Annotated in this window: 9 protein-coding genes and 1 tRNA gene; 4 read left to right on the top strand and 6 right to left on the bottom strand. The window is 70.7% G+C overall.

Translation table 11 applies throughout. From position 1 onward, the window contains the following. Together G6024_RS01305 and G6024_RS01310 are read right to left on the bottom strand one after the other, a co-directional pair. The coding region (locus tag G6024_RS01305) for a phosphoribosylamine--glycine ligase (RefSeq protein ID WP_478213466.1) at positions 1–700 on the bottom strand (700 nt) is incomplete at its 3' end. Between the two features lie 58 nt (positions 701–758). Further along, positions 759–1,463: a TetR/AcrR family transcriptional regulator gene (locus G6024_RS01310; RefSeq protein ID WP_194307179.1), complete on the bottom strand. Its 705-nt coding sequence runs from the start codon at positions 1,461–1,463 to the stop codon at positions 759–761. A 126-nt stretch (positions 1,464–1,589) separates the two neighbouring features. Here G6024_RS01310 and G6024_RS01315 point away from each other — a divergent pair, with 126 nt between their 5' ends. Continuing rightward, positions 1,590–2,018, top strand: a complete 429-nt coding sequence (locus G6024_RS01315) for an HIT family protein (RefSeq protein ID WP_067711927.1) — start codon at positions 1,590–1,592, stop codon at positions 2,016–2,018. A 60-nt stretch (positions 2,019–2,078) separates the two neighbouring features. Here G6024_RS01315 and G6024_RS01320 read toward each other — a convergent pair whose 3' ends face one another. The 3 genes from G6024_RS01320 to G6024_RS01330 all read right to left on the bottom strand — a co-directional run bounded on the left by G6024_RS01320 (position 2,079) and on the right by G6024_RS01330 (position 3,113). After that, on the bottom strand, positions 2,079–2,471 hold the full coding sequence (locus G6024_RS01320) for a nuclear transport factor 2 family protein (protein WP_235027712.1): 393 nt from the start codon (positions 2,469–2,471) through the stop codon (positions 2,079–2,081). 16 nt (positions 2,472–2,487) lie between these two features. After that, entirely contained in the window at positions 2,488–2,862 is a 375-nt protein-coding gene (locus tag G6024_RS01325) for a nuclear transport factor 2 family protein (protein ID WP_132064016.1), read from the bottom strand. A 178-nt stretch (positions 2,863–3,040) separates the two neighbouring features. Further along, positions 3,041–3,113: transfer RNA gene (locus tag G6024_RS01330), tRNA-Thr, on the bottom strand. 77 nt (positions 3,114–3,190) lie between these two features. Between G6024_RS01330 and G6024_RS01335 the strand changes: the two genes are divergently transcribed. The 3 genes from G6024_RS01335 (at position 3,191) to G6024_RS01345 (ending at position 6,309) form a co-directional block, all read left to right on the top strand. Next, on the top strand, positions 3,191–4,573 hold the full coding sequence (locus tag G6024_RS01335) for a threonine/serine exporter family protein (RefSeq protein WP_235027713.1): 1,383 nt from the start codon (positions 3,191–3,193) through the stop codon (positions 4,571–4,573). 70 nt (positions 4,574–4,643) lie between these two features. Beyond that, positions 4,644–4,826, top strand: coding sequence for a hypothetical protein (locus G6024_RS01340; protein ID WP_067711921.1), 183 nt, complete (start codon positions 4,644–4,646; stop codon positions 4,824–4,826). A 34-nt stretch (positions 4,827–4,860) separates the two neighbouring features. Beyond that, a complete protein-coding gene (locus G6024_RS01345) occupies positions 4,861–6,309 on the top strand; it encodes an alpha,alpha-trehalose-phosphate synthase (UDP-forming) (protein ID WP_159147686.1) in 1,449 nt (482 codons plus the stop codon). A gap of 81 nt (positions 6,310–6,390) precedes the next feature. Here G6024_RS01345 and G6024_RS01350 read toward each other — a convergent pair. Beyond that, positions 6,391–6,960, bottom strand: a 570-nt coding sequence (locus tag G6024_RS01350) for a hypothetical protein (RefSeq protein ID WP_159147688.1), incomplete at its 5' end; no start/stop codon positions are given.

The raw sequence follows: 6,960 nt of genomic DNA on the forward strand, positions 1-6,960 counted from the left end.
GGCCCTGCGGCAACCACGGCAGCGGCGTGTAGGCGCCCATCCCGCCGGTGTTGGGACCGCGATCGCCCTCGCCGACCCGCTTGTGGTCCTGGGCGGGCAGCAACGGCACGACGGTCTCGCCGTCGACCAGGCAGAACAGGGAGACCTCCGGGCCATCGAGGAACGACTCCAACAGCACCGGGTGCCCGTCGTCGAGACAGGCGAGAGCGTGCGCCCGGGCCGCGTTGCGATCGGGTGTCACGACGACCCCCTTGCCGGCGGCCAACCCGTCGTCCTTGACCACCCAGGTCGGTCCGAACCGGTCGAGTGCGTCGTCGAGGTCGGCGGGCGAGTCCACGATCTCGGCGCGCGCGGTCTTCACACCCGCAGCCGCCATGACGTCCTTGGCGAACGCCTTGGACCCCTCGATGCGGGCGGCCTCGGCGGACGGGCCGAACACCGGGATCCCGGCCTCGCGCAGGGCGTCGGCGACGCCCGCGACCAGGGGCACCTCGGGACCGATGACGACCAGTCCGGCGTCGAGCCTACGGGCCAGGGCCGTCACGGCCGCCGGATCGGTCACCGCGAGTTCGTGGCACTGCGCCTGCACCATGCCGGGGTTGCCCGGCGCCGCGTGCAACTCCGTCACCGCGGGATCCGCGGCGAGGGCGACGAGGAGGGCGTGCTCACGGGCACCGGAACCGATCACGAGAATGCGCACGACGACCACAGTAGCCCGGCCGCCGCGCCGGGTTGGCCCGGCCCGGAACGAACGGGCCCTAGACCCCTGCGTCGGCGGTGATGTCGGCGGCGGGGAACGCCGCGTCGCGGGCCCGCAGCGCCTCGTCGGTGAGCAGGTCCGTCATACACAGATCAATGGTCCGTGCGGTCGACCGTGCGGCGTCCGGGGTCCGCATCGGGCGGATCCCGAACATCGCCTGGGCGCTGAGGCCGTCGATCGCCGCCCACAGCGGCAGCTCGTCGTTCATGACGACCCCGGGCCGGAACGCCCCCGCCTCGATCCCGCGCTCGACGATCGCCTGCAATTCCACATTGATGGCATCGGCGTGCGCGGCGACGGTCTCCGACGGGCCCAGGTTCTCCATCATCGTGCGGGCCCACGCAGGCTCGTCGATCGAGAACTCCACCACGGCGAGAGCCGCTTCGCGCAGCTCGCGGTAGGCGGCGAGGACCGGATCGGACACCGCACCGCCGACGGCCGCGGCCGCCACGCGACCGACCAGCTCGACGAACCCGCGGGCCGCGACCTCCTCGACGAGCTGCTGCCGATTCGCGAAATGGCGGTACGCCGCGGTGGCGGACACCCCGATGTGCGGGGCGATCTCGCGGAGGATGATCGCCTTCTCCCCCGAGACCCTCGCGCGCGCGGTCGCCTCCTGGATGATGGCGTTGCGCAGATCGCCGTGGTGGTAGGCCTTCTTCTTCACCGCGCCCTCTGCCGTCGCAATACCTGCCTCGACCATGTCGATGCTCCTTCGCGTGTGTAGAGAGGACGGGGGCCACCCGGCGGGTAGCGGATACATCCATTAGACCACTTTTCGCCAGTCTGCCACCTGAGGCCATCGCCCCCGATACGTAGGCTGGGGTCCATGTCGACCGTTTTCAGCAAGATCATCGCCGGTGAACTGCCGGGCCGGTTCGTCTGGAAGGACCCCGAGGTGGTCGCCTTCCTCACCATCGCACCGGTCGCGCCCGGCCACACGCTGGTCGTCCCGCGCGCGGAGGTCGATCGGTGGACCGATCTCGAGCCCGCGCTGCTGACCCGGCTCAACGAGGTCGCACAGGCCGTCGGCAAGGCGGTCGTGGGAGGCCTCGGTGCGGCGCGCGCCGGGTATCTCATCGCCGGCTTCGAGGTGCCGCACACCCACATCCACATCTTCCCCGCCGACGACATGTCCGGATTCGACCTGTCGCTGGCGGACCCCGACGCGCCCGCCGAGGAGTCCGACGCGGCGGCCGAGACCATCCGGCGGTCGCTGCGCGAACTGGGCTACGGGGAGTTCGTCCCGGAGGCCTGAACCCGGGGCCGTCCGCCCCGGGTCGGCGGTCGGCCGCCGGCGCCGGGCCCTGCCCGATCGTCAGTGTCCGAGCGCCCGGGCGACGTCCTGCATGTCCTGATAGTCGGTCCACGCCGCGACGAGACCGTCGCGGAGCGCGAAGAACGAGCCGACCTCCACCTTCAGGGCGACCCCACCGATGGTGAGGTGTGTGGTCCGGTTGAGCGCCGCCACATCGCCCGAGCCCAGTACGTGGTGGATGTCCACGCTGACGTCGGTCGAGACATCCTGGTTGAACTCGATCACATGGCGCAGGCCCTCGTGTCCCCGGACGGTCTGCGTGCCCTCGATCGTGAGAACGACGTCCGGCGTGCACCATGACTGCGCGGTCTCGACGTCCCCCGCGAACGCCGCCTCGACCAGCGCCCTGACCACTTCCCGGGGATCCACCTCCCCGGCTCCGCGTTCGCTCACGGCATCCGCCTCCCCGTTAGCCGACGATCTCGTCGATCGCGTGCATGCTCTTGTAGTCTGCCCACCGCGTGACCACCCCGTCCGCCACTTCCACGAAGGAACAACCGCGGATCTCGATCCCGCCGCTGGGCAGGGTGTACCGCTCGAGGCGGCGCAGCGCGACGACCCCCTCGGATTCCAGGATCTCCCCCTCCACCCCGATGGTGAGGAAACCGGCCAGTCGGGAGAGGTCGGACACGATGTCGCGGACACCATCGTGCCCCTCGTAGCGCCTGACCTGGCCTGTCGTATAGACGATCGACGGAGAAGACAGTGCGATGGTCCGCTCGGCGTCGCCCGAGGCGAGGGCGGCCATCCACGCAGTGGCGATCTCTGTTGCGGACTGCGTCATCTCGGCGGCGCCCTTCTGGCGACGGGAATGTTGAGAACATTCTACTCATCAGTAGACGGAAGCTAACAATGATCACTGAACTGGGGGTCCCGCTCGGGGCCGCATCCCGCGGCCACCACCGACGGCCCGACACTTGGCGTGCCCTCAGCTTCCGGCTCGAACGCCGACGCCACTCGAGAGCTGGAGACGAGACTTGAACTCGCAACCGCCCGATTACAAGTCGGGTGCGCTACCAATTGCGCCACTCCAGCACGGGCGGCGACACCGCCGCGGCCCGCCAGTCATCCTAACCCGGCCACCGTCGGGGCTCTTGACTACGGTGTGCACCGTGGAGACCCGCGACGCACCGGCACCGCTCACCCGACCACTGGCGTGGATGGGACTGCGCAAGTCCGCCATGGACCTTGCGGTCGAGCCCCCGCTGTCCCCCATGGCGCCGGTCGACCTCGACGACGACGGCGCCGTCACCGACGTCCTCAACCTCGCCCTCGAGATCGGCGGGATCCTGCTGTCCTCCGGCGAGGGCGCCGCGGACACCGTCGCCCAGGCCGAGTCCGTGGCGGCGGCGTTCGGCCTGCCGGGCGCGACCGTGGAGGTCACCTTCACGTCGCTGACCATCGGGGTCAACCGACGTCGCGGCCGACCGCCGATCTCGGTCATCCGGGTGGTCAACTACCGCACCGTCGACATGACACGGGTGACCCGCGTCTCCCGCCTCATCGACCTCATCGTGCGCCGCCAGCTCACCGTCGACCAGGCCGCCGCCGAGGTCGAGACGATCGTGGCCTCCCCACACCCGCACTCCTTCCGCGTCGCGGTCCTGGGGTGGGCGATGCTGGGGTGCGCGGTCGTCATCCAGCTCGGGGGCAGCCCGCTGGCCGGCCTCATCTCCATGGTCTCGACGTTCGCCCTGATGTACGCCAACCGCTACCTGGACCGCCACCGACTCCCGAGCTTCTTCCAGCAGGTCGTGGGCGGGTTCATCGCGGCCGCGTGGGCCCTCGCCGCCTACGTCGCCGTGAGCAACAACTTCATCGAGGTCCAACCGTCCCAGCTGGTCGCGGCCGGCATCATCGTGCTGCTCGCCGGGCTCACCCTCGTCGGCGCCATCGAGGACGCCATCACCGGATTCCCGGTGACCTCCGCCGGGCGAGCGGTCGAGACGTTGGTCATGACAGGCGGGGTCCTGGGCGGGATCACGATCGCGCTCGCCGCGTTCGAACGCCTCGGCATGTCCCCACCCCCGATCGACCCGGCCATCGCCGGCAACGCCGCGGTCCACATCGCGGTGTTCGCCGCGGGCGTGGGCGCCGCCGGGTTCGCCGTGGCGAGCTATGCGACGGTGCGCGCGACCTGGCTCGCCGCCGCCGTCGGCGCGATAGGGATGCTCATCTTCCAGGCAGTCATGGCCACCGGACTGGGAGTGGTGGTGGGGTCCGCCCTCGCCGCCTGCACGATGGGCCTGATCGGCGGCATCCTCGCCCGTATCGCCACCGTCCCGCCGTTGGTGGTGACCATCGCCGGCATCACGCCGTTCCTGCCGGGCCTGTCGGTGTACCGCGGCCTGTCGGCGCTGACGAGCGACCAGACGGGTATCGGTCTGGGCCTGATGTTCCAGGCGTTGGCGATCGCGGTGGCACTGGCCGCCGGGATCGTGTTCGGTGAGTGGGTGACCCGCAATCTGCGCCGGTCGGCGGCCGCGGACGGGTGACGTAGGATCGGCAGCGGACGATGTCGCCCGAACAGGGCGCGCGCCCCCCACCGATCACAGGAGGACACCGATGGCATCCGCCGCCGCCAGCAAAGAACCCGAGCTCGACGACCTGGAGCCGGTCGCGGACGAGACCGCCGACATGGCCCGCAAGGTCGTGGCCTCGTACTCGGCCGACGCCGACGAGTGCCGGATGCTCCTCGACATGCTGGGGATCGGTCCGGAGCCGCAGGTGACGGCGGACGCCGAGTAACCAGACCACAGCGATCCACGCGAGGGGACAACCGATGACGAGCGGTACCGGGCAGACGTCCACCGGAGCAGGTGCCGACTTCGTCGTCGTCGCCAATCGTCTCCCCGTGGACCTCGTCATCGACCGGGACGGTACCGAACACTGGAAAGCCAGCCCAGGTGGCCTCGTCACTGCGCTGGAGTCCATCCTCAAGGCCAACGACGGCGCGTGGGTGGGGTGGCCCGGCGTCCCCGACGCCGCCCCCGAACCGTTCGACGCGGACGGCATCCGCCTCCACTCGGTCACCCTGTCCGCCCAGGACGTCGAGCTCTACTACGAGGGTTTCTCCAACGCCACCCTCTGGCCGTTGTTCCACGACGTGGTGGTGCCGGCCGAGTACCACCGCGAGTGGTGGAACGCCTACCGCGAGATCAACACCCGTTTCGCCGAGGCCACCGCGGAGGCCGCCGCCGAGGGCGCCACCGTCTGGGTGCAGGACTACCAGTTGTTGCTGGTGCCCTGTCTGCTGCGCGAGTTGCGCCCCGACCTGACCATCGGGTTCTTCCTCCACATCCCGTTCCCGCCCGTCGAACTGTTCATGCAGCTGCCGTGGCGCACCGAGCTGGTCGAGGGCATGCTCGGCGCCGACCTGGTGGGTTTCCACCTGCCCGGCGGGGCGGACAACTTCCGGATCCTCGCCAACCGCCTGCGCGGCTACCCGTCCGTCCGATTGCGGTCGACGCGGGGCCGCGCCTCCGAGATCCGGGTGGACGACCGCATGGTGCGGGTCGGCGCGTTCCCCATCTCCATCGACTCCGCGGCCGTGGACGCCACCGCCCGCACGCGCGAGACCCAGGCCCGCGCCGCCCGCCTGCGCGAGGAGTTGGGGTCGCCGCGGGTCCTGATGTTGGGCGTGGACCGTCTGGACTACACCAAGGGCATCGACGTCCGCCTGCGCGCGCTGGAGGAACTGTTCGAGGAGGGGCGCCTGGAGCCCGCCGACGTGACCCTCCTCCAGCTGGCCACGCCGAGCCGCGAGCGGGTCGAGCAGTACCAGATCATGCGGTCGCGGATCGAGGAGTCGGTGGGCCGCATCAACGGCACGTTCGGCGAGATCGGGCACCCCGTGGTGACCTACATCCACCGGCCCGTCCCCAAGACGGAACTGGCGGCGTTCTACGCGGCCGCCGACGTCATGCTGGTGACGCCCGTGCGGGACGGCATGAACCTGGTGGCCAAGGAGTACGTGGCCTCGTGCACCGATGGCGAGGGCGCCCTGGTGCTCAGCGAGTTCGCCGGCGCCGCCGCGGAGCTACGCCAGGCGTACCTGTGCAACCCGCACGATCTCGACGGGGTCAAGGACGCCATCATGGCCGCGGTCGACGACTCCCCCGATGACCGACGTCGCCGTATGCGGTCACTGCGTCGGCAGGTGTTGAGCAATGACGTCCACGCGTGGGCCCGCCGGTTCTTCAACACCCTCGACGCCACCTCGGACGACTAGGACCCCGTCCGCCCCGGGCGGCGCCCCATACCCGGGCGTCGGCCGGCGGTCAGAGCGCTTCCGGGTCAGAGCGCGTCCGGGTCAGAGCGCGTTGAGCTCGGCGAGCTTCCACGTCCCATCCTGGCGGACCATGTCCACGCTCAGCCGTGAGGCCGAACTGGCCGCCTCGGGCGCGTCCTTGGTGGAGACCATCCGGTTGAGCATGACCAGCACGGTGACGCGCTCGGCGTCCGTCACCTCCTGCGGCGCGGCGGCGGCGACGGTCGCGTAGACGGTGGCCTCCTGCTGCTTGGCGGCGGAGGAGACGGTCGGCATGGACTGTTCGACGAACTCCGACAGTGCCGGGTCGGCGAGCCGCTCCCGTACCGCTCCGAGGTCCGCGTCCACCGTCCGGTGGTCGTAGGTGAACATCTGGGTGGTGATCTCGCGAGCCGCGTCGGTGGCCGCCCGGGGCGCGGCCGCGATCTGTTCCTCGATCGCCGTCGCCTCGCGGGCCTCGACGTACTGCCACGTGGCCAGGCCGGTGACGACGACGAGGACCGCCGACACCAGCGCCAGGGCGGTGATCAGGGTGCGCCGACGGGCCGGGTCGATCGGTTCCCGGGACGCCGGCGACGGCGAGGGGGTCGAGGTGGCCGGCCGGGCGGTCGC

It is taken from the genome of Dietzia maris, assembly GCF_014144855.1.
Taxonomy (GTDB): domain Bacteria; phylum Actinomycetota; class Actinomycetes; order Mycobacteriales; family Mycobacteriaceae; genus Dietzia; species Dietzia kunjamensis.

Coding starts and splice junctions, on each gene's coding strand:
- G6024_RS01310 (WP_194307179.1), bottom strand. CDS start 1,463: ATGGTCGAGGCAGGTATTGCGACGGCAGAGGGCGCGGTGAAGAAGAAG.
- G6024_RS01315 (WP_067711927.1), top strand. CDS start 1,590: ATGTCGACCGTTTTCAGCAAGATCATCGCCGGTGAACTGCCGGGCCGG.
- G6024_RS01325 (WP_132064016.1), bottom strand. CDS start 2,862: ATGACGCAGTCCGCAACAGAGATCGCCACTGCGTGGATGGCCGCCCTC.
- G6024_RS01340 (WP_067711921.1), top strand. CDS start 4,644: ATGGCATCCGCCGCCGCCAGCAAAGAACCCGAGCTCGACGACCTGGAG.
- G6024_RS01345 (WP_159147686.1), top strand. CDS start 4,861: ATGACGAGCGGTACCGGGCAGACGTCCACCGGAGCAGGTGCCGACTTC.